The sequence below is a fragment of the Xanthomonas sp. NCPPB 2933 genome, assembly GCF_056725225.1.
The window spans coordinates 2,891,085-2,917,857 of record NZ_CM161518.1 but is presented as its reverse complement, the minus strand read 5'-3'; the positions used below and the strand labels follow the sequence as shown (position 1 = coordinate 2,917,857).

26 protein-coding genes are annotated in these 26,773 nt (G+C 62.9%); all 26 read right to left on the bottom strand.

The annotated features are described in order from the left end of the window. Nucleotides 1-317 precede the first annotated feature (317 nt). A complete protein-coding gene (locus tag AC1PLU_RS11905) occupies nucleotides 318-1,070 on the bottom strand; it encodes a 3-deoxy-manno-octulosonate cytidylyltransferase (protein ID WP_481093168.1) in 753 nt (250 codons plus the stop codon). A 43-nt stretch (nucleotides 1,071-1,113) separates the two neighbouring features. Beyond that, complete coding sequence (locus AC1PLU_RS11900) at nucleotides 1,114-2,388, bottom strand: hypothetical protein (protein WP_268211650.1); 1,275 nt, start codon at nucleotides 2,386-2,388, stop codon at nucleotides 1,114-1,116. A gap of 207 nt (nucleotides 2,389-2,595) precedes the next feature. Next, entirely contained in the window at nucleotides 2,596-3,825 is a 1,230-nt protein-coding gene (locus tag AC1PLU_RS11895) for an FkbM family methyltransferase (RefSeq protein ID WP_481106327.1), read from the bottom strand. A gap of 66 nt (nucleotides 3,826-3,891) precedes the next feature. Next, a complete protein-coding gene (locus tag AC1PLU_RS11890; protein ID WP_481106326.1) occupies nucleotides 3,892-4,434 on the bottom strand; it encodes an LbetaH domain-containing protein in 543 nt (180 codons plus the stop codon). Nucleotides 4,435-4,502: 68 nt separating this feature from the next. Beyond that, entirely contained in the window at nucleotides 4,503-5,642 is a 1,140-nt protein-coding gene (locus AC1PLU_RS11885) for an aromatic ring-hydroxylating oxygenase subunit alpha (RefSeq protein WP_481106325.1), read from the bottom strand. Nucleotides 5,643-5,674: 32 nt separating this feature from the next. Beyond that, a complete protein-coding gene (locus AC1PLU_RS11880; protein ID WP_104591692.1) occupies nucleotides 5,675-6,334 on the bottom strand; it encodes an acetyltransferase in 660 nt (219 codons plus the stop codon). After that, nucleotides 6,331-7,092, bottom strand: a complete 762-nt coding sequence (locus AC1PLU_RS11875; RefSeq protein WP_481106324.1) for an SDR family NAD(P)-dependent oxidoreductase — start codon at nucleotides 7,090-7,092, stop codon at nucleotides 6,331-6,333. The genes AC1PLU_RS11880 and AC1PLU_RS11875 overlap by 4 nt, the downstream gene beginning before the upstream one ends. Nucleotides 7,093-7,106: 14 nt before the next feature. Beyond that, complete coding sequence (locus AC1PLU_RS11870) at nucleotides 7,107-7,874, bottom strand: SDR family NAD(P)-dependent oxidoreductase (protein WP_481106323.1); 768 nt, start codon at nucleotides 7,872-7,874, stop codon at nucleotides 7,107-7,109. Next, nucleotides 7,871-8,911: a ketoacyl-ACP synthase III gene (locus tag AC1PLU_RS11865; RefSeq protein WP_481106322.1), complete on the bottom strand. Its 1,041-nt coding sequence runs from the start codon at nucleotides 8,909-8,911 to the stop codon at nucleotides 7,871-7,873. Before AC1PLU_RS11865 ends, AC1PLU_RS11870 begins: the two co-directional genes overlap by 4 nt. 5 nt (nucleotides 8,912-8,916) lie before the next feature. Further along, nucleotides 8,917-9,141 (bottom strand): acyl carrier protein, encoded by a 225-nt coding sequence (locus tag AC1PLU_RS11860; protein ID WP_481106321.1) that lies wholly within the window; start codon nucleotides 9,139-9,141, stop codon nucleotides 8,917-8,919. A 64-nt stretch (nucleotides 9,142-9,205) separates the two neighbouring features. Then, complete coding sequence (locus AC1PLU_RS11855; RefSeq protein ID WP_481106320.1) at nucleotides 9,206-10,315, bottom strand: DegT/DnrJ/EryC1/StrS family aminotransferase; 1,110 nt, start codon at nucleotides 10,313-10,315, stop codon at nucleotides 9,206-9,208. A 121-nt stretch (nucleotides 10,316-10,436) separates the two neighbouring features. Next, nucleotides 10,437-11,921: a sigma-54 dependent transcriptional regulator gene (locus AC1PLU_RS11850; RefSeq protein WP_481106319.1), complete on the bottom strand. Its 1,485-nt coding sequence runs from the start codon at nucleotides 11,919-11,921 to the stop codon at nucleotides 10,437-10,439. Then, nucleotides 11,914-12,297 carry a response regulator gene (locus AC1PLU_RS11845; protein ID WP_005997154.1) on the bottom strand — a complete coding sequence of 128 codons (384 nt, stop codon included), beginning with the start codon at nucleotides 12,295-12,297 and terminating at the stop codon, nucleotides 11,914-11,916. Before AC1PLU_RS11845 ends, AC1PLU_RS11850 begins: the two co-directional genes overlap by 8 nt. Before the next feature lie 8 nt (nucleotides 12,298-12,305). Next, nucleotides 12,306-13,709 carry an RNA polymerase factor sigma-54 gene (gene rpoN / locus AC1PLU_RS11840; protein ID WP_481106318.1) on the bottom strand — a complete coding sequence of 468 codons (1,404 nt, stop codon included), beginning with the start codon at nucleotides 13,707-13,709 and terminating at the stop codon, nucleotides 12,306-12,308. Between the two features lie 224 nt (nucleotides 13,710-13,933). Continuing rightward, nucleotides 13,934-14,566, bottom strand: a complete 633-nt coding sequence (locus tag AC1PLU_RS11835; RefSeq protein WP_055854470.1) for a response regulator transcription factor — start codon at nucleotides 14,564-14,566, stop codon at nucleotides 13,934-13,936. Between the two features lie 70 nt (nucleotides 14,567-14,636). Further along, a complete protein-coding gene (locus AC1PLU_RS11830) occupies nucleotides 14,637-15,203 on the bottom strand; it encodes a PilZ domain-containing protein (RefSeq protein ID WP_104550393.1) in 567 nt (188 codons plus the stop codon). Continuing rightward, nucleotides 15,203-15,496, bottom strand: a complete 294-nt coding sequence (locus AC1PLU_RS11825) for a hypothetical protein (protein WP_115038934.1) — start codon at nucleotides 15,494-15,496, stop codon at nucleotides 15,203-15,205. The genes AC1PLU_RS11830 and AC1PLU_RS11825 overlap by 1 nt, the downstream gene beginning before the upstream one ends. A gap of 8 nt (nucleotides 15,497-15,504) precedes the next feature. Next, nucleotides 15,505-15,918, bottom strand: coding sequence for a flagellar export chaperone FliS (gene fliS, locus AC1PLU_RS11820; RefSeq protein ID WP_023903949.1), 414 nt, complete (start codon nucleotides 15,916-15,918; stop codon nucleotides 15,505-15,507). A 151-nt stretch (nucleotides 15,919-16,069) separates the two neighbouring features. After that, a complete protein-coding gene (fliD, locus tag AC1PLU_RS11815; RefSeq protein ID WP_115038937.1) occupies nucleotides 16,070-17,395 on the bottom strand; it encodes a flagellar filament capping protein FliD in 1,326 nt (441 codons plus the stop codon). 261 nt (nucleotides 17,396-17,656) lie between these two features. Then, nucleotides 17,657-18,856, bottom strand: a complete 1,200-nt coding sequence (locus tag AC1PLU_RS11810) for a flagellin (RefSeq protein WP_115038939.1) — start codon at nucleotides 18,854-18,856, stop codon at nucleotides 17,657-17,659. A 319-nt stretch (nucleotides 18,857-19,175) separates the two neighbouring features. Further along, entirely contained in the window at nucleotides 19,176-20,381 is a 1,206-nt protein-coding gene (gene flgL / locus AC1PLU_RS11805) for a flagellar hook-associated protein FlgL (protein ID WP_481106317.1), read from the bottom strand. Further along, nucleotides 20,381-22,255: a flagellar hook-associated protein FlgK gene (flgK, locus tag AC1PLU_RS11800; RefSeq protein WP_481106316.1), complete on the bottom strand. Its 1,875-nt coding sequence runs from the start codon at nucleotides 22,253-22,255 to the stop codon at nucleotides 20,381-20,383. The genes flgL and flgK overlap by 1 nt, the downstream gene beginning before the upstream one ends. Nucleotides 22,256-22,266: 11 nt before the next feature. Next, on the bottom strand, nucleotides 22,267-23,457 hold the full coding sequence (flgJ, locus tag AC1PLU_RS11795; protein ID WP_023903954.1) for a flagellar assembly peptidoglycan hydrolase FlgJ: 1,191 nt from the start codon (nucleotides 23,455-23,457) through the stop codon (nucleotides 22,267-22,269). A 1-nt stretch (nucleotide 23,458) separates the two neighbouring features. Next, a complete protein-coding gene (locus AC1PLU_RS11790; protein WP_006452264.1) occupies nucleotides 23,459-24,577 on the bottom strand; it encodes a flagellar basal body P-ring protein FlgI in 1,119 nt (372 codons plus the stop codon). 10 nt (nucleotides 24,578-24,587) lie between these two features. Then, the gene (gene flgH, locus AC1PLU_RS11785; protein ID WP_104550400.1) at nucleotides 24,588-25,280 is read right to left on the bottom strand and encodes a flagellar basal body L-ring protein FlgH; all 693 of its coding nucleotides are present in this window, start codon (nucleotides 25,278-25,280) and stop codon (nucleotides 24,588-24,590) included. A gap of 38 nt (nucleotides 25,281-25,318) precedes the next feature. Then, nucleotides 25,319-26,104 carry a flagellar basal-body rod protein FlgG gene (gene flgG / locus AC1PLU_RS11780; protein ID WP_006452262.1) on the bottom strand — a complete coding sequence of 262 codons (786 nt, stop codon included), beginning with the start codon at nucleotides 26,102-26,104 and terminating at the stop codon, nucleotides 25,319-25,321. Nucleotides 26,105-26,773 lie beyond the last annotated feature (669 nt).

The following is a 26,773-nucleotide window of genomic DNA, read 5'->3' as shown; positions in this document are numbered from 1 at the left end:
GAATTTCATTGTCTGCCTTAGGAAGGCGCCCAGCACACTTCACGGAGTCGGATTAGAGCTACGCTTCGTGGAAGGTGAGTTTGCTGTTGGAGACGGCGAACGACGCAGGCGCGTTCGCCGGAGCATACCAAAGGGGCGCTCTAGAGCGGTTTCGTGGTCGTGTGGCTCTTTCGATCTGCCCAGCGGCGCTGACTGACCGAATATCCTCAGAAAAATGGCGATCAGCGGGCAGGCGTTGGCGTGTTCGGTTTCTCTGGCGTCGGCGGTACCGCAGGCCGACGATTATGCTTTTTGAATATCGTTGTCTACTCTGTTCATTACTGCTCTGCTGGCGTGTCGGTTAACGACTGGGCGCGCAGCGCCTGCTCCACGCGCTGCACGTCCGCCGGCGTATCCACGGCAATCGACTTGTCACTCATCTGCACCATGCGCACCTCAAAGCCCAGTTCCAGAAAACGGAGGATCTCGATGTCTTCGATTTCTTCCAATGTTGTCTTGCAAGATACCGACGCAAATGCCAGCAACGCCTGCTTGGGAAACGCATACGCACACACCTGCCGCCAGGCACGCCGGAACTCGCCTTGCTTGGTGATCGGGATCGACGCGCGCGACATGTATAACAGGCGCCCGTCAGGGCGTACGACCACCTTGGGCACGCTCGGATTACGGAATTCGTCGATGTTGGCCACCGGGCAGTAACCGTTGATCACATCATTCGGCGCCGCTACCGCCGCATCGATCAGCAAGCGAACGTCTTGCGGATTGAATAGTGGGTCATCGCCTTGCACATTGATGTAGGTATCCACATCCAGCTGCTGCGCGACCTCGGCGACACGATCGGTGCCGGTCAGGCAGTCGCTTGAGGTCATCAAGGTGCGGATGCCGGCCTGCTCGCAGGTGCGTTGAATCACATCGCAGTCGGTGGCGACCAGAATGTGCTCGGCCGGCGCGGCCTTGGCGCATTGCTGATAGGTACGCACGATCATGGGCACACCGCCCAATTCGATCAGTGGTTTACCGGGCAGACGCGAGGAGTCGCGCCGCGCCGGGATGATGATGGCGTAAGTCATAGAAGCCTCCTGGCAACCGATGGCATTGAGTGGCGAGGGCGGCTCAGCCGACTCTGCCTTGCCAAAAATCGGTGGAGTTGAGATCCAGCCGGCTGACTGCCTCGGCAGCCTCCAGCACCGCATCGCTGTCGGTGAACAGCCGGTTCCACAAGTCCATCGAGAAACCGTAACTGTTGTCACGCGCCACATTGAACAACGGGACGAACTTCAACGACGACCAGCTCAGATGCGGCTCCAGTGCCAGCAGCCGAGACTGTGCAAACCGGTAGCTATCGACCAGGGTCTCGGCCGGGAATCCAAGCCGGCGTGCGTAGTCCTTCCATAATGACGATTCGAAGGCGTATTGGCTGAGTTCTTGAAAATGCCGATTTGGCGCAAGTTCGTTCATTGGAGACAATTCGTCGTCCGCATAATTTGCCGGTCGCGGATCCTCTGGCATCGACCACAATGCCAGCATGTCCTGTGTCCTACCAAGCATGGCTTTCTCGGTGAAATGGAACGGGATGTTTCGCCACCCTCCTGCTAAAGAAATTGCGATCTTTCCTTGATTACGTTTACCTCTAAAGTTGGCATTGATGGCGTCATTGGTTGAGCCGGTCAGCACGTTATCGCTACGGCACCGCACCGCAAATTCGATACCTTGCTCGGCAAGATGCTCGGCGCCCAGGCGCGCGGAGCGCAGCACCGCATTGCGGTAGTGCAGGCCAAGATTGTCCGGCTGAGGAACCAGGATCAATGCATCCAGCCAAGGCCGGCAGCGGTCGAGTAGCGCGCTTGGTTGATGGTCCCAGGTCACCATGCACTGATACGCCCAAGGGAAGCGCAGGCGATTCCAGGCCAGCACCAATGGCGTAAATTCGAACGCGAGTCCCTGCACGAAAATGCCCGTGTCTGGTGACTTCAGTCGACGCGATAGTTGCAATTCCGGTAGCAAGCTGGAGAAGTCCTGCAGCTCCTGCAGCAGCGGGATGCTGCCTTGATCGTAATCGACCGCACGCACTGTACGGAAACGACCATGTACCTTTGCAATTTGATTCATCACCTCCGGCGAGTGATTGGAAAAAATGACGATCAGCACATCGTCGATCGATTCCTCCTCCAGCGCCGAAGGTGATCTGACTGGTACGCCATGGACGGTCGTACCCTGATTCTCCGGCCGCGGGCAGATGGTGTACTGCAAGTTCAGCTGTTGGCTGACGCAAGGATAAAAGTCGCGGAAAAACTGCCCCGCGCCCCAACCAATCAGCTTGGTCTTGGCAGGATCCAGGCCCGGATACTTGATGCTGGCTCGCGCGATGGAGCCGGTGGCTAGCGCCATGGTGATGAGTTCCTATTCGTGGCCGCAGATAGGAGTTGCGGCAAACGCGTCCTTAGTTCCATATGGCTACTCTGGCCTTGGATTAGGCAGGGCCGTTGCCGACATGAGCGCTCCTGGCTGGAAGCCATCTTCGCGACATGCATTAACGCAGCCACCAAGGCAGACTGCTTCCGGCTGGAATAGACAGTGATACGCAAAGCGGATCGTTCAATAAAAATAGAGGCAGGTATCCCAGCGATCCTCGGTGTGGTGGCGTAGGCCGATACGGTAGTCGTCGCGAATATTTTCAACTGCGTCAACCAGGTCAAGCAGGTCCGAAGAGCGGTGGTAGGCAGAGATCGCCAGAGTTGGACGTCCCTTTGCGATGTGCGCGCTGGCACCGCGCAACGCACCCAACTCGGCACCTTCAATGTCCATTTTTATCAGTGTCGGTGTGCGATCGAGCAGGTCGTCCAGACGGCGCACTGGGACGTTGTGGCAGTGTGCCTGCCCCGACGGTACCAACACCAGTTGGCCACCGTGTCCGCCCTCGTGCAGAAACGGCAGTTCGCCGTCGGCTTCTCCCAACGCGCAGGCTATCAATTCAATTTGACCGTCATCGCTGTTCAGTAAAGGCCGGCTCCGAATGAACTCCTGCAGCGTGCTGCCGTTGATTTGATCCGGCTCGATCATCCAGATCTTTTCAAATCGTCCATCCACGCTGTCTAAAAAGGCGCGGCTCGATTCGGCGATCGATGCACCGCAGTCGGCGAAGCATTCTTTCAAGCCCGGAACGAACAGGCCTGAGCGGAAATACAGACTCGAATACGGCTTGGCTGCGTGAAGGATCCACTCCGGGTTACAGGTCAAATGCGCCAGTAACACACTGAACAGTGTAAAACGCGAATAAGGGTCGTCAAGGCGGGCAGCCAAAGCATCGAAGCGCGGCAAGTTGCGCACGATGTAGCTACCCCAGTCGCTAACGCGGTGATCGCTGCACGCTGTGATGCCTAGCCAGCGGATAGCCTGCTCGTAGTTGAGCAGAGGGATCTTGTGCGCAAGCGCGAGATGTTTGAAGTAGCGGCGTGAGTAATCGAAGCGACACGTGTTTACGCAGACAATTTGGCGCGTACTGGCCCACTCGATCAGGGTAGCGGAGCTGATAAACGGGATGCCGTGGAAAGTATGTCCACTGTCGACCTTGTAATCGTCGACCACGCCAACAATGTCTACCCGCGCTGCGGCTTCTCGTACGAATACGTTTCCGAAGAGTTTGCTGCCGAGCAGCACCACCTGCACCTTCTCGCCTTTCTCTTTCAAAATTCGACGCGCTTCTTGCGGTACGCAGAAATCTAGCTCGCGCACATACGAATCGGCGTAGGCAGCAAGGCATTCACGCAGGATGCGATCGTCCCCGTTGGGATCGATGCTCATCCGGGGATATTCATCCAGCGTCATGACATATTCTCGAGAAAGTGTAGGTGAGCAAACCTGTCGTCGGGGCTGCCCGGATGATCAGGCCAATCATAGAATGCGAGCTCCCTGCGGCATCAGCGCATCGTGAAAAGAACGGTCCGGCAGGTTGGCCGGCAGCGGACCTGGCAACAGCCATTCGCAATGTCGACCAACCTTGGTGCCTGCGCCTGCGATACTGCCGCTGCCCAGCGTGCTGCCTTGCCCGATGTCCGCACCGCGCCCAATGGAGACGCCGGCATGCATCGTCGTGCAGGCACCCAGGTGGGCATCGGACTCGATGACAACCTGGCGGTCGAGCCAACTGCCAACGCCAATGCGTGTTCCAGCAGCCACGTTGCAGCCGGGCCCGATGTAGACATTGCCCATCAGACGCACATCGTCGTCGACGATGGTCGTCGGCGAAACCAGGTTCGCCAGTCGATAACCGGCAAGCCGCAGCTGCGCGATCAGCTTGTGGCGTGTGTAGTTCACTGCACGCGCGTCTAGCGCGACGAAGATTTTCGTGTCAGTCGCCGGAAACTGAGCCAAAATCTCGCTCAGGTCGAAGTTGTGGCGGTCTGCCGATTGCAACGCAACGACGGTATGCGCCAATCCACATGCGCTTGCCAGGCGCACCGCATGGGCAAGCGCATCGTCCTGCCCTAGCAGCAGAAGCGACGTCACGGCGCGTCCTCCAGCACCGCATCACGGTACCAACGGTGCTGGCGCACTAGTTGAATCTCGTAATCGCCGTGCATGATGAGGTCGGAGTGCGGTCCAAAACCGGCCTGCATGCGTTCCAGCAAGGCGGTGTCCTCAGCAATGACCGTGCGCTCACCTCGGATCAGATCGCTTAACAGGGCCGTGAAGTCGGTGCGCTCGTGCTTGCGTTGTGCCGTCATCACCCAAAGATGGTAGTCGGTTTCCGATGGCGACACCGGATCGTATTGCTGCAGCAGGAAATAGTCGCCGCGAACGCTGCAGAAGTTGACGTTCGGGTAGACGAACCAGTTGTAGTAGGCCTCGTCCTCGCCATAGCGATCGCATAGCGCACGAAACCAGCTGTTTTGCGCGGTGATGTGTGCCTTGACCGGAAAGCTGAGCTCGCTCAACGCGGGAACGGCTTGCGATCGCAGCAGCTGTTTCACCGGCGAAGCATTGTCGGGTGCGGACTCTTGCGTACGTGCCGCCTTGTCCGTACTCGTCATCAACGGGCCAAAGGTCTTGGGATGAACGAAAGGGACATGGTTGTAGTCCTTGACGTTCTCCATATTCAACTTCCAGTTGTAGCGCACCCGATGGCAGCTATAGATGATCTGCGTATCCAGATGCGAGGACGCCAGGCGGAGCTGCTCCAGATACTCGGGTGAAAACTGTTCGGTCAGCGGCAGCGGCTGCTCGGCGAAATTGACGAACAACAGCTGGCCGACTTGCTCGATATGCAACTTGCGCAGGCAGATGGCGTCCTTCTCTTCAGCGGTGAACTGGTACAGACCTGGGTTGGGCAGCCCACGCAACTCGCCTTCCGGCCCGAACGACCAGGCGTGATACGGGCATACCAACGGTCGCTTGCCATGGCTGTCGATCTGGATGGCCGATTGGCGATGCGGGCACTGATTGATGAAAGCGCGAATGCCGGCATCGGTGCGCTGTACCAGCACCGGCACGCCGGCCACCTGGCGCGCGAAGAACTGATTGCGCTCGGACACAAGCGAAGAAAAGCCTACGAATGTCCACAACCGGCCGAACAGCCGCTGCTGCTCCAAACGGTAGGTCTCCGGATTGGTGTAGTGCTGAACGTCGAGCGCGTGGCGCGTCATATTCCCAAAGTCCTGATCTGCATTTTCCTGGCCTACCTGCTGAAAATCACACGCGCAGGATTACCAGCCACGGTACTGTTGGAGGGCACGTCTTTCACAACTACGCTGCCAGCTCCGATGATCGCGCCGTCGCCGATCCTGATGCCGGGAATGATGGTGGCGTGCGGGTGAATCGTTACCTCGTTGCCAATGACTACGCCGCCGCCGATGAAAACGAAACTGCCAATCTGCACGTAGTTACCGATAGTGACTTCGTGCGCAATGATGGAGGTGGAAAGCACAGTGACGAACTCACCGAGTCGGCTGCCTGAGCCGATAGAGACGCGCGAATCGAACACGCCTCCGCGCCCGATGTAGCCGGCAGCGGCCTCACGCGACGGCGGCGGATGAAACACGATGAAGTCCGCACCCTTGTCGATCAGCGCACGGGAATAGCGCCGTCGCGCTGCAGGGTCTCCGATCGCGCAGATGAAGATATCGCCTTCGACGGGGTGATAGGTGGAGGGGTCTCCTACGATCGGCCAACGCGATGTGCCATGCAGATGCGTGCGGTTATCCAGAAATCCCTTGATGTCCCACTCCACCCCGTAGGCTGGATCTTCGTGATACGCCAGCGATGCGATATCCCGCCCAAAGCCACCGGCGTTGACGATCAGCAGGTGGTAGGGCGGGGCAGGTGTATCGGCGGTCATGCGAATTCCACGCCTCCATCCATGCTGAAGGCCTGTCCGGTCACCTTGCTGCTGGCATCGGAAAGGAAATACAGACAGGCCAGCGCCACGTCGTCGGGCTGTCCGATGCCCAGCGGATAACGCTTGCGGCTTTCTTCGAACCAGGCCTTGTCCTCATTGATCAACGAGGTCTCGACCAGGCCGGGGCAGAGCGCGTTCGCGCGGATCTTGCGGCGCGCCAGCTCCAGCGCTAACGGCCGTAGCGTGCCGACCAGTGCAGCCTTGGAGCCTGCGTACGGGCCCACACCCACCGTGCCGGTGAGTGCGGCGATGGATGAAAGGAAGATCACCGAACCTCCAGGCTTCAGCGATTGCCGCGCCAACAGGTGGCGGGTCAGCATCACCGGCGCCAGATAGTTTATGTCCATGACCTCGCGCAGGAATTTTTCGCTGACCAGTTTCATGGGCGACAGCCCGCGAATGCCGGCGCTGTGCACCACACCGTCGACGGGCCCGCAATCGGCAGCGAGTTGTTGCACGACAGCTGCATCGCTCAGGTCGCCAGCAAACAGGCGATGGCCATCGCCGTGCAGCGATGCCAGCGTGGTTTGCAGACGCTCCGCATCGCGCCCGCTGACGATCAGGCGTGCCCCTGCGGCGGCGCATGCACGTGCGACCGCTTCGCCAATGCCTTTGGATGCGCCGGTCACCAGTACGGTCTTGCCGTGCAGGCCATACATGTCGCGCAGCAGCGCGGAGACGGGATCGTCTGCTGCCATGGTAGTGTCGATGCTCATAGGCGGATGGGCAGGGAAATCCCGCCATCGATGGTCAAGGTGCTGCGGGTAATCCAGCGGCTGGCCGCCGACAGCAGATACACCGCGCCTTTGGCGATGTCATCCGGGTCGATGCGTCCCAGCGGCGTCAGCCCGATCTTGTCGTCAAGGTCTGCTGCGGTGCCCAATTTCTTCAGCATGGGCGTGTCCACGTAGCCTGGCGCGATGCAGTTGGCGCGGATGCCGTGTTTGGCCTGTTCGAGCGCCAGCGTGCGGACCGCAGCTTCCAGCGCTGCCTTGGATGCTGCGTAGCCGGCGGCAGCCTGAGGTGCCGCGCGTGCGGACAATGCCGAGATATAGACCAGCGATGCGCCTTCGCTCAGGCGGCGCTTGACCAGCAACTGCTGCGTCAGCGCGATCGGTGCCAGATAGTTCACCGACAGCATCTGTTGCAGATGCTTTTCTGCGGCCATGCGGAACGGCACCAACGCCGCGATGCCTGCGCAGGAAACCAGCCCGTGATACCGCTCTGCAGCGTTGAGCAGGCGTGTACGGGTGTCTTCTTCGGTCAGATCGCCGGCCACTACCGCATGCCTGCTGCCCTGCAACGCGCCGGCTACCGTATCCAGTCGCGCAATATCGCGCCCGGTGAGCACCACACTCGCGCCCAGACGCGCGCACAACCTAGCGACCGCAGCGCCAATGCCCGACGACGCGCCGGTCACCATAACTGTCTTGTTTTGCAGCCCGAACGCATCGGTGGTTGCTGCAGGTGTGGCCGTCATGACTCGATCAAATCAGGAAACACCGCACCATCGATGTCCACCAGGCAGGTGCCCCACGACAGCCCGATGCCGAAGCCGCATAGCAGCACGCGCTTGCGGCCGGATTCCAGTTCCTTGTTGATGCGCGCGGTCATGGTCACCGGCAGCGAGGCGCCGCTGGTGTTGCCGAAGTCGCGCAGCGTGGAGGGAACTTTTTCCGCTGGCAGACCGAGCTTCTTGCGGATGGTTTCGTTGATCATCCGGTTGGCCTGGTGGAACACGAAGTAGTCGATGTCTTCCTTGGCCACGCCGGTGTAGTCGAGCAGTTTCTGCACTGCCGGCGGGATGCGTTGGGTGGAGAAGCTCAGTACCGCCACGCCATCGAGAATCAGGTCCACGCCACGGCGCCATGGGCCGTTGGGTTCTTCGCGAAATGGAATCAGGTGCTGCATGGCGACCGGTTCGCGTTGTCCGCCTACCGGCAGGATGATCGCCTTGTAGCCGCTGCCATCGCTGTTGAGGTCGAAATGCATCGGCGGCGCGTCGGTGCTGAATTCCAGCGCGGTGGCGGTGCCGGAATCGGAGAAGATCGGGTCTTCCAGCGTGGCGCTGCGGTCACCGACCAGCAGCAGGCCTTTCTTGACGCCGCCGGCGGCGATCATCGAGCCGAGCAGGTTGATGCCGAACGGGTAGGCCGAGCAACCGAGGTTGACGTCGAAGGCGACCGTGGCGTGCGAGAGCCCCAGCCGGTCCTGCAGGATGATCGCGGTGGCCGGAATCGGATAATCCGGCGATTGGGTCACCACGATCAGTGCGTCGATCTCCTCGCGCTTCCATTGCAGTTTTTCCAACAGCACCTGCGTCGCATCGAAGGCCAGATCGGAGAAGCACTGCCACTCCGAGGCCATGCGGCGCGTCTCGATACCGATGTTGCGCACCAGGCGCTCGCGCTCGGAACGGATCTGCGGCCGGCAATCGGTGAGATTGGACACCACCCGCTTCGGCACGCATGTCGCCATGCCGGCAAAGCGAACGTTGTGCAGCGTGGAGGTCGGCATGGTGCTTACGCCTCGGTCATTTTGTAGAGATCGCCGACAGTGATGGCCGTGGTCAGGTCTTCGCCGGTGATGGTCTTGCCGTATTCCATATCGAACATCACGATCACGCCCAGCGCGGCCAGCGAATCCCATTCCGGCAATTCCAGCAGCACGGTGTCCAGCGTGACCTCCACCGGTTCCTGGAAGTCGGTGGCGGAGATGAAGTTCTCGATAAACGTTGCCTGGGTCATGCGATCTCGCCTGGTTGCCTGTTGAAGAAATGGGAGTCTGAAATGCAGGTGCAGCGTGTTGCGATCATGTTGCCTGTTGGCCGGCGATCAGATCGGCAATGGTATCGACCTGGTCGTGGGTCAAGCCAGGAAAGATCGGCAGGCACAACACCTGCGCCGCCACCGAACGCGCCACCGGCAGCCATGCCGGTGCGGACGAGGGCAGGGCGCGATACATCGGGAAATCGCTGATCAACGGATAGAAGTAACGCCGTACCAGAATGCCGTGCTCGCGCATCAATTGGTATAGCGCATCGCGCGCCAGCGGGTAATCGTCCTGCACCAGAATCGGAAAATACGCGTAGTTGGCAGTGGCGTGATCGGGCCGGGCAACGCAGCGGATGCCGCGAATGTCGTTCAATCGCTGCCGGTACTGCGCATCGATGGCGCTGCGCTGCGCGATGGCGTGATCGATGTGCTTGAGTTGCAACAAGCCGAACGCCGCGCTGATCTCATTCATCTTGCCGTTGATGCCCGGTGCGACCACCGTGGTTTCGTCGACGAAGCCGAAGTTCTTCAGATGCCCGATACGTTGATAGGTTTTTTCGTCCGGGCAGACAATGGCGCCGCCTTCGAAGGTGTTGAACACCTTGGTGGCATGAAAGCTCAACACGCTCAGGTCGCCATGGCGCAGGATCGAGCCGCCGGCATCGCGCACACCGAAGGCATGCGCCGCGTCGTAGATCACCTTGAGGTTGTAGATATCGGCGATGCGCGTGATGGCAGCGGTGTCGCAGGTCGTGCCGTAACAATGCACCGGCATGATCGCGGTGGTCTGCGGCGTGATGGCCGCTTCGATCTTGGACGGATCCATGTTGAGCGTCACCGGGTCGATGTCCACAAACACCGGGGTGATGCTTTTCCACAGCAGCGAGTGCGCAGTGGCCACGAACGAGTAGGGTGTGGTGATCACTTCACCGGTGATGCGCAGTGCCTGCAACGCGGTGATCAGCGCAGTGGTGCCGTTGGTCAGCAATGCCAGATGCGACACGCCCAGGTAGTCGCACAGTGCGCGCTCGAGTGCCCGATGCATCTCGCCACCGTTGCTGAGGATGCGGCTGGTCCAGATCTGCTCCAGATAGGGCAGAAATTCTTCCAGCGGCGGCAGCAGCGGACTGGTGACGGGTATGGTCATCAAACACTCGGCAAGTGGAGTCGGCACGTCGATGTCGATTCCGCTCGCAGCCGATGACTGCGAACGGAGTGATCCTGCTGAAGCAAGCGCTGTGCCAGCAGACGTGGCCGGCGCGCTGGTCCTAGTTCGCCAGCTCGGTTTGCTCGCGATCGATGCCGTACTTGCGCAGCTTTTCCACCAGCGTGGTGCGGCGCAGGCCGAGCAGCTGCGCGGCGTGCGCCACCACGCCCTGGGTGCGTTCCAGTGCCTCGTTGATCAGCGCCAGCTCAATGTTGGCCATGTGACCACGCAGGTCGATGCCATCGTCGGGCAGGCTGGACGCGGTGGCCGGTTCGGTGGTGGCCGATTTGGGCTGCAACGTCACCACATTGCTCGGCAAGGTGCTGACCTCTGCGGGTGCGGCAAGCAACGCCGGCTCGGGCGGAAGTTCGAGCGCAGTGGCCGCGGCAAAATCGCCGCGATAGCGTGCTGGCAGATCCTGCACGCGCACCAGACCGCCCGGGTGCAGCACCGCAAGGCGCTCCACCAGGTTGGTCAGCTCGCGTACGTTGCCCGGCCAGTCGTAGCTGCGCAGCGCCTGCAAGGCTTCATCGGCAAAGCGCACTTCGCCGCGCCCGGTGCGTGCCAGTTGCCCGGCGATGGTCTGCACCAGAATGGCCAGGTCGTCCACGCGTTCGCGCAGCGCCGGCATTTCGATCGGAAACACGTTGAGGCGATAGAACAGATCCTCACGGAACTGGCCATCGCTGATGCGGGTTTCCAGATTGCGGTGTGTCGCGGCGATCACGCGCACGTTGCAGCGGATGGTCTGGCCACCGCCCACGCGCTCGAAGCTGCGCTCCTGCAGCACGCGCAGCAGCTTCACCTGCATCGGCAGGCTCATGTCGCCGATTTCATCGAGCAGCAGGGTGCCGCCCTCGGCCATTTCGAAGCGGCCCTTGCGTGTGCTCAGGGCGCCGGTGAAGGCGCCTTTTTCGTGGCCGAACAGTTCGCTTTCCAGCAGGTCCGGCGGAATCGCGCCGCAGTTGATCGCCACGAACGGCCCATCGCGCCGCGGCGAATGCTGGTGGATGGCGCGTGCGACGACCTCCTTGCCGGTGCCAGATTCGCCCAGCACCAGCACGGTGGTGTCGAACGCCGCCACCTGGTCGATCAAGCGGCGCAGACGGGTCACCGCCTCGCTGTTGCCGGTCGGGCCGGTGTCCTGCTGCACGCCGGCCTGATGCTCGGCATCCAGCCGCTTGAGGCTGGCACGGCGCAACAAGGCTTCCAGCTGCGCGTGACGCAGCGGCGTGTCCAGCGTCCAGACGTTGGCTTCGTGCAGCCCGTGCGTCTGCGCGAACGCGCTCGGGCTGCCTTCCATCAGCAGCACCGGTGGCGGCAGCTTGGCATCGGCCAGCCAGTCGAAGAACTTGTCGGCCTGTGCAGCATCCTGCGCCGAGCCCACCATCACCGCCATCCACTCATCGTGGCGATGACGGCCAGGATTGATGTCGGCGCCGTCGGTGACCCAGCGTGGATTGAAGTCCATGAACTCGAGCAGCGACACTGTGCGCTCGGCGCGCACGGCATCGCTGTCGATCAACAGAATGCGGGACTCACTCATTCCTGGCTCCTTCCGTCAGGCCCTCCAGGATTGGCATGACTTCCTGGATATAGGACAGCTTGCTAACAAAATTGTCAGCACCCGCGCGAAGGGCATGTTCACGATGCTCTGCATCGTCAAAGTGGCTCGCGATGACAATATACGGCGGATCGTCCTGCGTCTTGATCAGGCGGGTCGCCTGCAACCCGCCCATCTCCGGCATGGCCAGGTCCATCAACACGACATTGGGGCGCAGCGACTCAGAGCGCTCGATCGCTTCCAGCCCATTGGCGGCACTGCCCACGATATTGAGCCACTCCACTTTGCGAAAATGACGCATCGCAGCGTTGATGAAGCCCTCGTGGTCGTCGACCAGCAGCACGGTGAGTTTGCTCATAGTAATCCTTATCCTGCCCGGGCAAGCAGCGGTTTGTTGATGCGGCGGCGCTCGCGTGCCGGGGCGATGTCGAGTTGTTCGCGGTACTTGGCCACAGTGCGACGGGCAATGTTAACGCCCTGACGCGACAACAGCCCGGCGATGGCTTCGTCGGCCAGCGGCCGGCCGGCCGGTTCGCTTTCGATCAGTCTGCGCACCATCGCCTTGACTGCCTGGCCGGAGACGCTGGCGCCTTCCAGACGCACGGCAAAGAAATGCTTGAGCTCGAAGGTGCCGCGCGGGGTCTGGATGTATTTACCGGTGGTAATGCGCGAAATCGTCGATTCGTGCATGCCGATCTCATCGGCAATTTCCTTCAGCGTCAGCGGTGCCATGGCTTCTTCGCCACGCACCAGGAAGGCAGCCTGACGCTCGACGATGGCACGCGTGGCACGCAGCAGGGTCTCGTAACGCATCGACAGGCCACGGGTCAGCCAGCGGGCTTCCTGCAGCATGTCGCGCAGTGGTTGTGCGGCTTCGCCGGCCTCGGCCAGTGCGCGCTCGTGCACGGGATTGATGCTCACGCGATGCGTGGTGGCCGGATTCAATGCCACGCGCCAGCTGCCATCGGCATGCCATGCGAGCACATCGGGAATCACGCTGGCGTTGCTTTCCTGCAGCAGGTCGTCGCCCGGGCGCGGTTGCAGCGAGAGGATCAGGCGCACCGCTTCGCGGGCGTCGTCGAGCTCGGCGTCGTGCGCGCGTGCCAGCAACGCGTAGTCGTGGCTGGCCAGCAATTCCAGATCGCCTGCAAGGATGCGCGCAGCCAGATGGCGTGCCGGCACGCGGCCGGGCAGGGCGCTCAGCTGGGCCTGCAGACACTCGCGCAGGTCGCAGGCGGCCAGGCCGGCCGGGTCGCCGTGCAGCAGGCGCTGACGGATCGCTTCCACTGCCTGCACGGTCATACCCAAGCGAGTGGCGCCGAGCTGCTGCAGGGTCGCCAACGCTTCGCTCAGATAGCCGGCGTCGTCGGTCTGCTCCAACCAGAACGCGGCGGCGGCCAACGCGGTCTCGTCCAGGTCCAGCGCCAGTTCGCGCAGGATGCGCACATGCGGGTCGGTGGATTCGCCAGCGGCCACGCGCTGCATGCGGTCGTCGTCGCCATCGTTCCAGCTGCTGCTCTGCACGTCCCACATCGTGCTCTCGGGCAGCTCGTCGAACGCGGCGATATCGGAGGCGCCATCATCGCTGGTCGCGACGTCGTCGCTGCTGTCGGCCAGTTCTTCCAGCTCCAGCAGCGGATTGGTTTCCAGCGCGCGACGGATTTCCAGCTCCAGCTGCATGCCGTCCAATTGCAACAGACGGATCGACTGCAGCAACTGCGGGGTCAGGTGCAGTTGCTGGCCAAGCTGGGCGGAAATGGTCGTCTTCATCGAAGCGCTTCCGTAAGGCGCCGCATGTAGCGGCGATGGAACGCATCTTGCAGGACAACGCGACGGGTTTCTAATCAGGGAGTGGTGTGAGGTGACTCATGATATTCCTGACAGCATGTCAGGAACCTCCTGACACTACAGGCGGGCTCAAGCATGCCCGCCGGAATCCCGTCACTATTTTGGCCTTCAACGGCCTGCCAGGCGCTCGCAACCGAGCGAACGCCTCAGACCAGCTCGTTGTGATGTTTGGCCGCCAGCAGCACCAGGTCGTTGGCACGCCGACAGCCGAGCGATTCCATCATGCGCGCGCGGTGTGTCTCCACCGTCTTGACGCTGATGCCCAGGTCGGCGGCGATTTCCTTGTTGCTCTGGCCGCGGCCGATCTCGCGCAGGATCTCGCGTTGACGCGGGGACAGCGCGGCAATGCCGACCGGTTTTTCGCGGCCCAGCATCGGCGCGATCATCTTGGACGAAATCTGCGGGCTCAAAAACACCTGGCCGGCGGCGGCAGCACGCAGCGCCAGTTCCAGTTCGAGCGGCGCGGCGTCTTTGACCACGAAACCGACCGCGCCGCGATCCAGCGCGTCGCGCACATGCACCGGGTCGTCGTGCATCGACATCATCACCACATGCGTACGCGGCGCGGCGCGCAACACATCGGTCATGGCATCCAGGCCGCTACGGCCGGGCAGTGACAGATCCATCAACACCAGATCGGGCCGGTGCAGGGATGTCATATCCAGGGCTTGTTGCGCATTGCTGGCCTCGGCAACGACATCGATGCCGGCGAAGGTTTGCAGCAGCCTGGACAGGCCGGCACGTACAAGGGTGTGATCGTCGACGATGATGACTCGCACGGCGCAGAAGAGACCTTTTTTCAGTAAAGGGCACCTTAGCCGACCCGGCGCCTCGCGCCAACAGGCGGCGTCAGCGCTGGCGGCGGGCGTCGGCGATCTGACGGCGATGCAGACGGAACAGATGGCGTTCCAGTGCGTCCTGCAGGCCGGGCGAGAGCGGCGCAAACCGCAGCCACAGCCAGTGATCGTGGCCATCGTAGGCGCTCGCCAATACCTCGGCGGGCAGCTGTACCAGTTCAGGAAGCCAGTCGGATGGCTGCAGGCAAACGCTGCCAACCGTGCCTGGCGGCTGGCTGCTTGCGCAACTCAGGCGGATCCCTCGGACCGACCAGCGCACCGTGCCCTGGATCAGGCCGGTGTCGGCTTGCCGCACCAGGCGGCCGATCAAGGCCAGCATCAGGTCGAGTTTGGCATCCATGCGCTGCACCAGCAGCGGCAGGTCGCCGCGGTCTTCGCTGGTTTCTTCGCTGCGCAGGTCTTCCACCTGGCCCAGGCTACGCAGCAGGGTTTCTGCGGCACTGTGCGAGCCGGCATCGCTACCGGCGCGAAAACCGGCCGGCAGACGCAATTCGCAGCTGAGCGTGTCGGCGAACAGCGCGGCATCGGCGGATGGCGCGAGTGTGCCGAGCGTACTCATCAGATCCGTCCGACCCGGGCGTAGGCGCGGCTGGCCGTCGATGAGGTGCGCTGTGCGCGGATCAGATCCAGCAGCTTGCGGCGACGCTCGAGCATCATCCGCATCAAATCCTGCTGCATGGTGTGCAAGGTCTGCAGCGCGTCGCGGTCCTGGCTCAGGTCCACGTGCTGCGCGTATTCGCGCAGGTGCAGATCGTGGCTGTCCAGCAGGAACGGCATCACCTCGAACTCCTCCTGCGCCATGGCGAGGCGGATATCGGCGATTTCGGCTTGAAGGCTTTGCGCGCTATGCATGGCTGGACTCACGAAACGGCAGAAAGGCCGCGTTGTTCGAGGGGGATGGAGTTCCACGCCGAGTCGATTTCGCTGAGCAGTTCCAGCGCTTCGGTCAACGCAGTTTCGTCGTTATGCAGATTGGCTGCGGTCAGACGCTGCATGACGTAGTCGTACAGTGCCGACAGGTTACCTGCGATCTCGCCGCCGGCTTCGTGATCGAGCGAGCCGTTCAAGTGACCGACGATGGCGCAGGCTTCGCCGATGGCCTTGCCCTTGCGCGCCTGGTCGCCCTGCGCCAGGCAGGCCTGGGCCAGACGAATGCGCTGGCAGGCGCCGGCAAACAGCAACGACACCAGCTTGTGTGGGTCGGCTTCGGTCACGCTGGTGGACACGCCGACCTTGCGGTATTGCTCGGCATATTGGCGATTGGAACCGTACATGGATGACTCCCTCAATTGGCTGGCCTTCGCGGGTCCCGGAGCGGGGTGCTCCTGCGACAACGCTCCTGCCAAGAGGCAAGGCCGACATCACGATAGGTACTACTTGTATCGGCAACATCGGCGTACGACTTGAGGACTGCGATCACGGAAATCAGCTTGTCAGCAGGCTGCTGAGCGAACTGGTACTGCTTTGCAGCTTGCTGATCATGGTTTCCATCGCGGTGAACTGCGCGGTATAGCGATCGCTGAGCTTGACCATGCGTGCGTCGAGGTCGTCCAGGTCGGACTCATAGCCCTTGATCTGCTTGTTCAAGCTGTCCGAGCGCAGCGTCAGGGTGCCATTGGTGACGTTGACGTTGCTGTCGAGCAGCTTGGTCATGGTGGAACCGTACTTGCTGTCCTTGCCGAACACCTCGGCGGCGGCACCGCCGTCGGCGGCGATGGCGGTGTCGAACTTGCCACCGTCAAAGCTCATCACGCCATCCTTGTCGATGGTCAGGCCGAGCGATTTGAGTTCGTTGATGTTGCCGCTGACCTGGCCGCGCAATTGCTGCTGCAGGCCACGTACCAGCGAATCGCCGGTCAATGCCGAAGCGGTGCGGGTGGCAGCGTCGTAGCTGGTGCTTTTGGCCAGCAGCGTGTTGGCGGTGTTGTAGGCCGCCGCATAGGCAGTGAGGTTGGCCTTGAGGCCGCTGGTGTCTGCTGCAACGCCCAGCGTGACCTTGGTGCCTTCAGCGGCCTTGGTGAGGTTGAGCACCACGCCCGGCACGATGTCGGTGATGGTGTTGGAGCTGGACGTGCGCTCGAAGCCATCCACACGCACCAGCGCGTCGGCCGCGGCCACGGACTGGTTCAAGCCGCCGGTGACGCCGGGGCCATAGGTGAGGCTGCTTAGGCTCGGGTCGCTGGCACTGACGGTCAACGCGCCCTTGGTGCCGGAGTCGACCGCGTTGAAGACCAGATGCTGACCATCGTTGGCGGTGACCACGCTGGCGGTGACGCCCTTGCCACCGGCGGCCTTGTTGATGGCGGCGGCGATGTCGGTGAGCTTGTCGGTACCGGTGATGTCCACCGTGATGCTTTTGTCGCCATACCCAATCGTCAGCGTGCCGCTGCCGACGGTGGCATCGGCCGTGAACGCACCGGAGGCCAGTTTCTGCGACGCGGCCAGCGAGACCACTTCCACCGAGTAGTTGCCGGGGGCGGCCGAACTGGTGGTGGTGGCGGTGAAGCCGGCATCGGTCGGCACGGTCGCCTTGTAGGCGTTGGTGTCGGCGCTGCTGACGACCTTGTCCAGCGCAGATTTGAGCGTGGTCATGCTGCTCTTGATCTGACTGATCGCCGACAACTGGGTCGTCGCGGCGGTCCCGGCCTTGTTGATACGGGCCTGCTCCGGGTCTTTCTGCCGGGAGACCAGGGTGGACACCACAGTTGGGATGTCCAAGCCGGAGCCGGAAGTACTGATCACCGATGCCATGTTGCATTCCTCGTCTGGGCGTCCACAAAAAGATGGACGCATGGGATTACGAGACGGGTATCGGCCGCATCCGGGGGGACTTTAGCGGCGGCGACGCGTTCGCTCACGGGATGAAGTGATGCAATTTCCATGCCCTAGCCGCGTCAAGAAACCCGCGCCACCCGGCGTGCCGCGCCATCGGGTCAAATCTGCGGCCACAAAAAAGCCCCTCCGAGGAGGGGCTTTGGACTTGCTGCAAAGCGCTGCTGATTTGCTGCAAAGTTACTGCAGCAGGCTCAACACGTTCTGCGGAACCGACTTGGCCTGGGCCAGCATCGCGGTACCGGCCTGCTGCAGGATCTGCGTGCGGGTCAGCTCGGCGGTTTCCTTGGCGTAGTCGGTGTCGCGGATACGGCTACGCGAGGCCGACAGGTTTTCCGAGGTTGCGCTCAGGTTGGCGATGGTGGAGGTGAAGCGGTTCTGCACCGCACCCATGTCGGCGCGCGAGGAGTTGACCGCGGTCAGCGCCTTGTCGACGATTTCCAGGGCCTTCTGCGAACCGGAGAACGTGGAGATATCCAGGCTGCTCAGGGTCGAAGCGGTGGAGCCGGAAGCGGCCGAAGCGGTCTGGATGCCGGCGCCGACGGTGATGCCGGTGGCGCTGGAGGTACCGGCCGACAGCGAGGTGAAGTCCTGGCCAGCCTTCAGCGATTCGATCTGCACCGTACCGTCGGACTTGATCGAGGCATACATGCCGGTCTGGTCGAGCTTGTCGTTGATCGCCGCAGCAACCTTCTTGTTCACGTCGGCAGCGGTGTCGCCGGCGCCGACCTTGACGTCAGCGATGGAGACGCTCTTGGCCGAACCGCTGGCGTCCTTGAACGACAGGCTGATGCCGCTGACCGAACCAGAAGCGGTGGCGGTGCCGGTCACGCCAGCGCCGGAGACGGCGGCAGCGAAGTTGGCCTTGCCCAGCGAGTCGACATTGGCGTCGACGATGCTGTTGATGCCGATGGTCTGGCCGGCGTCGGCGCCGACCTGGAACAGCGCGCCGGAGAAATCGCCGTTCAACAGCTTGGTGCCGTTGAAGTTGGTCTGGTTGGCAACGCGGTCGATTTCAGCGGTGAGCTGCTTGACTTCGGAGTTCAGCGCGTCACGGTCGGTGGACGAGTTGGTAGCGTTGGACGACTGCACCGACAGCTCGCGGATACGCTGCAGGTTGCTGCCGATTTCGACCATCGCGCCTTCAGCGGTCTGGGCCAGCGAGATACCGTCGTTGGCGTTGCGCGAGGCAACGTCCAGGCCGCGGATCTGCGTGGTGAAACGCTCGGAGATCGCCAGACCCGCGGCGTCGTCCTTGGCGCTGTTGATGCGCAGACCCGAGGACAGACGCTGGATGCTCGTCGACATGCTCGCGCTGCTGGTGTTGAGGTTACGCTGAGCGTTCAGCGACATTACGTTGGTGTTGATTACCTGTGCCATTTTGATTTCTCCTAAGCGATTTTTCCGGCAAGGGGGACTTGCCCGGAGCCTCCGCAGGGGGGCCATCAAGTTGGCCGTTGCCGCTGCTGAGATGAATAACGGCGTTGCGTCGGGAACCTTTAGCGAAATCCAGTATTTTTTTACTGTTTTTCTGCATCAGGACGAAATACGGAAACGTTGTGTATCAAGGGGTTTGGTTTATTCGGCAGAACCCCGCAGATCTTTAGCGCTGGTATAACTTTCTACAAATAAACTCCGTCCGCCTGCGCAGGTGCTTACGCGCAGGAGCGAAGAAAAACCCTGGTTTTCTACTGCAAAATCAGCGGAGCAGGTTGAACAACGACGACGACTGCATCTGCTGAAAAATCGTTTGAGCGGCCTGCAACGAGGCCTTCTCAAGTTCGTACTGCCCAAGCGCCGAGGCGTAATCCAGATCGCGGATCGACGACAAGGTGGTCTTGAGCGTGACTTCGTTGGATTCGAGCAGCGAGTTGGCGTTATCGATCGCCGACAACTGCGCGCCGCCCGAGGCGCGTGCATCGATCATCTTCGACGAGGCCTGGCTGATGTCGCGCATGGAGGTCTGCAGCGTATTGATCATCGCTGCCTTCTGCGGCTGGGTCAGAGTGTCGGAGTTGAGTGCGCCGACCAGGTCGTCGATGGTGGAGAACACGTCCTTGGTGGTGGAGGCACCGATCTGGAAACTGTCGCCCACCGCCGGTGCGCCGCTGATGCGCATGCGCACGCCGGCGGCGGTGATGTCTTCGCCATCCTTGTAGGTGCCGGTGCTGACCACTGCATTGGTGCTGTCGCGCACCTCATAGGTGTTGGCGGCGGTGAACTGCACGCTGTAGCTGCCGCCATTCCAGCTGCCGGTACTGGCGTCGCGGCTGAAATCCAGCAGCAGCCCGGTGCCGGTATTGGTGTTGGCGGGGTGCGCGTCCACGGTGCCGTCGCCGGTGCGGATGCGCATGAAGATTTCGCTGCCGGGCAGGGTGTCGCTGACAAAGGTGTCCGGCGCCACTTCGACCTGCTTCTGGGTCTGGTCGCCGTTGTAGACGACCCCGCCATTGCTCTTGATGAACGGTGCGGTGCCATCGGCGGTGCCGCCGAACAGATAGCGCCCGGTGCCGTCGGTGCTGTTGGCCAAGCTCACCATGCTGTCGCGCAGGGCAGTCAGTTCCGAGGCGATCGCCTTGCGGTCGTCGGGGCTGAGTGAGGAGTTGTTGGCCTGCACCGCCAATTCGGTGACGCGCGCCATTTTGTCGCCGGCTTGCGACAGCGCGTTTTCCTGCAGGCCGAGCCGGTTCTGCACGTTGTTGGCGTTTTCGCCAAAGCGGGTGATCGCTGCCAGGGCGCGATCCAGGCCGACCGCGGTGCCGGCGGCGACCGGGTCGTCCTTGGCGGTGACCAGGCGCTGCCCGCTGGCGAGCTGGGCCTGGATCTGATTCAGCCGTGACTGCTTGGCCGTCATCGACGACACCGACTGGCTGTACATCATGCTGGTGGAGATACGGTCGGTCATCAGCGTACGGCGCCCAGGATGGCTTGGAAGATGGTGTCGGCGGTGGAGATCATCTGTGCGGCGGCCTGATAGGCCTGCTGCAGTTTCAGCATGTCGGCGGCTTCCTCGTCGAGGTTGACGCCGGAAATCGAATCGCGGCTGGCCTGCGCCTGGTCGTTGATGACCTTCTGCGCATCGGCCGAGTAACTGGCTGCACGTGCGGCCGAGCCCACCGAGGTGGTCAGGCCGGACAGAGCGCCATTGAGCGTGACCGTGCCGCCATTGAGCGCCTTGGCGTCTTCCACCTTGGCCAGCAGTTTGGCGTTGCCGTTGTCGCTGGAGCCGGCGCCCATCGGGCCGACGCCGAAGGTGTCGCCGGCCTTGGGCGCGCCATCCAGCGCAAAACTCCAGCCATTGGCGCTGATGGTCTGGCCGGCGGTGTAGGGAAACGGGCCGTTGCCATCGATGGTGTACTGGTTGGCGTCGATGAACTCGACCGACGACGGCGTCAGCAGCGCAGGGTTCTGCGCATTGGTGACCTTGACGTCGCTGATCTTGCCGGTGCCCAGGTTGGCGAGCGTTGCGGTGGCCTTGACCGGCGTTGCCGCGGCAATCCGCGAGGGGTCGGTGATGGCCACCGAGATGCTGCCGGCCAACCCTGCGGTGGGCTGCAGCAGGAATTTGTCGCCGTTGGCCGGCGTGCCGCCAACCACCAGGCTGACACCGTTGAGCACCAGTGGATCGCCCGTGCTGCCGGTGCCGGTGATCGGCACGGCGGCGCCGGTATCGGCGCGCGTGGCTTTCCACGCGGCACCATCGAAGCTGAGCGTGACGTTCTGCCCGTCCACTGCGCTCATGTTGCTGAAACTGGCGCTCAGCGAGGCAGTGCCGGTGTTCTTGGGATTGGCGGCGGTGGTGGGCGAGCCGATGTTGAAGAAGTTGCCGCCCATCGCGCCGTACAGATCCATGCCCTGGGCGTGACCGGCATTGAAGGTGCTGGCCATGCCCACGGCCAGGCGCCCCAGTTCGGCCTGGGTCGGTTCGAGCACGCTGCTGCGAAATTCCAGCAGGCCACCCATCTGCCCGCCCAGCGAGTTGGCGCTGAGGCTGACGTTCTGGCCCTGGGTCTGCAACGCTACCTGCAGCTTGGTCGGCTGATACGGGTCGGCCACGGTGGTCAGTCTGGCCGCCGTGGTCCCCACCACCAGCGCCTGGCCGCCAGCGGTGAAAACATTCATGAAGCCGCCGTCCTGGATCACCGCGGTGCCGCCGGTGAAGCCGACCAGCTTGGACACCAGCGCATCGCGTTGATCGAGCAGATCCGGCGAGGCGTTGTCCACGCTATTGCCGATGGTGCCGTTGATCTTGGCGATCTGCTGGGTCAGGCGATTGACCTCGTCCACCGAGGACGTCAGCCCGCTGTTGACCTCGTTGCTCAGGCTGTCCATCTGCCCGTTGAGCTGCTTGAAGCGCGTCGCCAGCGAGTTGCCGCTGTCGAGCATGCTCTGCCGCTCGGCGGTGGAGGAGGCATTGGACGACACCGCGCTGGTGGAGTCGAAGAAGTTCGACCACAGCCCGGCGACATTGGTGGCGGTGTTGGAGTACAGGCTGTCGACGCGATTGGTCAGCGAGGACAGCTGCTGCAAGCGCGAGAGCTCGCCGCCGCTGTCGAGCAGCCGCGAGATGGCCAGCTGGTCGGCCACCCGGCCCACGTCGGTGATCTTGGCGCCATTGCCCACGAACGCGTAGCCCATGTCGGTGGGCGTGCGCGTTGCAAATTCCACACGTTGGCGGCTGTAACCTTCGGTATTGATGTTGGCGACGTTATGGCTAACGGTCGACAACGCCCGTTGGAAGGCGATCAGCGCACTGGTCCCGGTGGACATGATGGACATGAGCGTTTACCTCAACGACGGATGGTGCCAAGCCCGGCGGGCTCGGCGGTGCTGGCATAGCGGTTGGACAGGTCGGCCGCCGCGTTGCCGATGGCGGCCACCGCGCGGTCGATGGTCGGACCGTTGGCGATCGCCGCGATCTTGGCTGCATAGCCCGGATCGGTGGCGTACCCAGCCTGTTGCAAGCCGCGTGCAAAACCCTTGATATCGGTGCCGGCCTGCAGTGCGGGCTGGTAACGACTGTTGTTCTTCAGCAGCCGCACGTAGTCGGCAAAGCTCTCTTCGGCCGAGCCGTAGGCACGGAAATCGGCGGTTTCGGTGGTTTTGACGCCATTGACGTATTCGTGGGTGCCGGTGGTGACCTTGTCGCCGCTCCAGCCGGTGGCCTTGATGCCGAACAGGTTGTTGGAATCGCCGCCATTGCCGATACCGCGGCGGCCCCAGCCGGTTTCCAGTGCCGCCTGCGCAACAAGCGCACGCGGGTCCACGCCCAGTTCGCGCGCGGCTTTCTGCGCATGCGTCCAGATTTTGGCGACGAAGCCTTCCGGGGTGCGCTCGCCCAGGCTGGCGGCGGCGCTGCTGGCCGCGCTCGCATTGACCGCGGCACTGGCATCGGCGGCATCGCTGACCGCCACATCGCTCCAGCGATCGTTGGCCGACGGCCAGCTCAGTGCGGCCGCATCGTCGCCGCCGGACTCGCCACCGCCGGTACGCCCGGCGATCAGATCCAGCACCTGGCTCATGCCGATCCCGGTCAGGCCGCCTGCGCCGATGCCTGCAGCGGTGCCGACAGCTGCGCCCAGGCTCGCACCGACGCTGGTTGCCGCGCCATCGCGTGCCGGCAGCGGCAACGAGGCATCGCGCTTGCCGGCCACCAGTGCGTAGGCCTTGGCCGCATCGGCGGTGCTCAGCGAGGTGTTCAACGCCGGGCCGCCAGTGTCGCCACTCAACTGCTTGGAGATCATCGCCGACAGACCCAACCCCTTGCCTTCGGTCAGCGCCTTGGCCATCTGCTGGTCGTACATTTCGCGGAACATCTGGTTTTCACCCGGAAACATCGGGTCGCCGGAGCTCGCATCGCGCATGCTCTTGACCAGCATCTGCGCGAACTGGCCTTCGAGCTGACGTGAGACCTTGTCGATCTTTGCCGGATCGGCCTTGGTGCTCGGGTTGAGATCAATGGGCGAGGCTGCGATACGCATGTCAGATGACCTCTAGCTCCGCCGTCAGCGCGCCAGCCTGCTTCAGAGCTTCGAGAATGGCGACCAGGTCGCCGGGAGCCGCGCCCACTTCGTTGACTGCGCGCACGATCTGATCGAGCGTGGTGCCGCCTTCGAACTTGAACATGCGGCTGCCTTCGGAGGTGGCCGTGATGGTCGATTGCGGCGTCACTGCCGTACGGCCGCCACTGAAGGCACCCGGCTGGCTGACATTGGTGTTTTCGCTGATGGTCACGGTGAGCGAGCCATGCGCGATCGCCGCCGGCATCACCCGCACCAGCTGGCCGATCACCACCGTGCCGGTGCGTGCGTTGACCACCACCTTGGCCGGCGCGTCGCCCGGAGAGAGTTCGACGTTTTCCAGCCGCGCCAGCAGGCCGATACGGGCGCCCGGATCGGTGGGCGAGCGCACCGACACGGTGACGCCATCGACCGCACGCGCGGTGCCGGCGCCGAAGCTGTTGTCGATCGCCGCGACCATCCGCGAAACGGTGGTGAAGTCGTTCTGATGCAGGTTGAGCGTGATCTCGCCGGTGCCGGCAAACACGTCCGGTAATGCGCGTTCGACCGTGGCGCCGTTGGGAATGCGACCGACGCTGGGAATGTTGACCGACACCCGCGAGCCATCCTTGCCCTGCGCGCCGAAGCCACCGACCACCAGGTTGCCCTGGGCCATCGCGTAGACCTGGCCATCGGCGCCTTTCAGCGGTGCCATCAGCAGCGAGCCGCCACGCAGCGACACCGCGTTGGCGATCGAGGAGACGGTGATATCGATCGGCTGGCCGGGCTTGGCAAATGGCGGCAATTCGGCGTGGATGGCCACCGCCGCGACGTTTTTCAGCTGCGGATTGACGTTCGCCGGAACATTGACGCCCAGCTCGCCGAGCAGGTTCTTCAAACTCTGCACGGTGAAAGGCGCCTGGCTGGTGCGGTCGCCGCTGCCGTCCAGGCCAACCACCAGGCCGTAACCGACCAGCGCGTTGCCGCGCACGCCGCCGACCTGGGCAAGATCCTTGATGCGCTCGGCCGAGGCCGGCGCGGCGATCGCGCAGACCGCGACAGCGGCAGCGAGCAGACGGAAGGGCAGGGAAGACAGATTCATGGTCGCAGGCTCAGTAGGGCGACAAACGGGAATTGAAGAAGCGGCTCAGCCAGCCCATCGCGTTGGACTGCGCGATCGCGCCGCGGCCGCCGTAGGCGATGCGTGCGTCGGCCACCTTGCTGGAGGGCACGGTGTTGTCCGGGGCGATGTCGGCGGCGCGCACGATGCCTTGCACCTGCACCAGCTCGTCGCCCTGGGTCAGGCGCAGATTCTTCTGCCCCTGGATCACCAGATTGCCGTTGGGCAGGCGCTGCATCACGGTGACGGTCACGCTGCCCTGCATGCGGTTGCTCTGCGCGGTGTTGCCCTTGCCGGCAAAGCTGCGGTCACCGCTGGTGGAGTTGCGCAACACATCGGTGCCGTTGACGGTGAGCGGCACGCCGAGCAGCGTGGGCGTGCTCATGTCCACGGTGTCGGCCTTGCTGACGCTGGTGTTGGCGGTGGACGAGGCGGTAGTGCTTTCCACCAGGTTCACCGTCAGCAGATCGCCGACATCGCGTGCGCGGCGGTCGCCGTACAAATTCAGGCCCGGGCCGGCGGCATAGATGGCACCGGCAGTGGGCTGCGCCACCGGCGCGACCACCGGCACGATCGGCGCCAGTTCGGCAAACGGCCGCACATCGCCGGCTGCCACGCAGCCACCCAGCAGCGCGCTGCAGGCGAGGGCAAGACCCAGAGAGGAGAGAGAGGGCAGGCGTGACATGGCGTGAGTTCCTGAGAGGGCGACGAGCGGCGAGCCGATCAGACGTTGTTGTTCAAGTAACCGAGCATCGAGTCGGTGGTGGAGATCGCCTTGGCATTCATTTCGTAGGCGCGCTGGGTCTCGATCATGCTCACCAGCTCTTCCACCGTATTGACGTTGCTGCCTTCCAGCGCGCCCTGCACGGTGGTGCCCAGGCCGTTGAGGCCGGGAGTGCCGTTCTGCGCGGGGCCGGAGGCGGTGGTTTCGACGAACAGGTTCTCGCCCTTGGACTGCAGGCCCGAGGGATTGATGAAGTCGGTCAACGTCAGCGCGCCGATTTCCTGCGCGGCGGCCTGGCCGGCCAGGGTCACGCTGATGGTGCCGTCGTTGCCGATGGTCAGCGACTGCGCGCCTTCGGGCACCTGGATGCCGGGCTGCAGCGGGTAGCCGCTGTTGGTGACCACTTCGCCCTGCGCATTGATCTGGAAGGTGCCGTCGCGGGTGTAGGCGGAGGTACCGTCGGGCATCTGCACTTCGAAGAAGCCGCGGCCGTTGACCATCACGTCGAGCGCGCGGCCGGTCTGCTGCTGGCTGCCCTGGTCGAAGCCCTTGAAGGTGGAGACCACGCGCACACCGGTACCCAGCTGCAGGCCGGTCGGCAACTGCGTCTGCGCGGAGGTGGAACCGCCCGGCGCACGCACCTGTTGATACAACAGGTCTTCGAACGCAGCACGATCGCGCTTGAAGCCGGTGGTATTGGTATTGGCCAGGTTGTTGGAAATGACCGACATGCGCGTCTGCTGCGCATCCAGTCCGGTTTTGGCGACCCACAAAGCCTGATTCATGACCCGATTCCTCGTTAGACCCGGGGATGTGTTCCGGGCACGGCTGGGTATATGCACGTGCCGTGCCAAACCCGCGCCGGATTTTTGCCGGCTGTGCGGTGGATCACGCGGAGTGGGGCGCGGCGGCCTGCGCAGGGCAGGGCTGGCTGCAGGTGGGTAGCAGCTAGGCGGAAGCGGTGGAAACTTGCGCTGCAGATCAGGCGCGGTAGATCGGTTGCCGGTCATCTCAGAACGGCTAACAGAACGTGGCGGGGCTCGCTGACGAGGAGCGCAGTGGTTTCGTTGGCTGCATCTTGTTGGATGCAGTCAGAAGCCAGGTCAAACGCTGGGTCGGTCGAGGGCGCGGTGCCCTCACCGCTCGCGGGACACGCCGTGAATCCATCCGTGGAGGCTCGGTGGCGGCATCCATGCCGCCACACGGTCCCGCAATCGGCGAGGGCACCGCACCAGAAAGATTGCTGGTCGCGTTGTTGAAAGCCACGCCCACCGACCATCTCCACTGGTCCTTGCCCGCCCACCGTTGCGGGACCTTACGCGGCATGGATGCCGCGTAAGAGCCTACACGGACGTACTTGCGGCGTGTCCCGCGATGGTGGGCGGGCAAGGACCCTGCAGCAAACTCACAGCATCAAGAGCGCAGCGAGGACACCGCACCAGACAGGTTGCTGG